This window comes from Microbulbifer okhotskensis, from assembly GCF_023895975.1.
GTDB lineage: Bacteria > Pseudomonadota > Gammaproteobacteria > Pseudomonadales > Cellvibrionaceae > Microbulbifer > Microbulbifer okhotskensis.
On sequence record NZ_JALBWM010000510.1, the window covers coordinates 1 to 235 of the forward strand.

Consider the following 235-nt stretch of genomic DNA (forward strand, 5'->3'; position numbering starts at 1 on the left):
GTGACTCGGAGAGGATCATGGCTAGCAGAGTCATGTGTAGTATCGCTTTTGAGCATGCTGAGAGTGCGAAGATGCTGATTTCAGCCGGTAACTTAACCTCTGCCACTGGACTCGTACGTCTTCAATATGAAGCTCTAGTCAGGGCTATGTGGCTTCGCTACGCGGCTTCCGACATTGCGGTATCGAAGTTAACTAGTGAGCTGACTCGGGAAACGGCCACTAGAGCTAACAACCT

1 protein-coding gene is annotated in these 235 nt (G+C 50.6%); it reads left to right on the top strand.

All coding sequences use genetic code 11. The features are described 5' to 3' along the window. Window positions 1–17 precede the first annotated feature (17 nt). Window positions 18–235, top strand: a 218-nt coding sequence (locus tag MO867_RS23105) for a DUF6988 family protein (RefSeq protein WP_444875295.1), incomplete at its 3' end; no start/stop codon positions are given.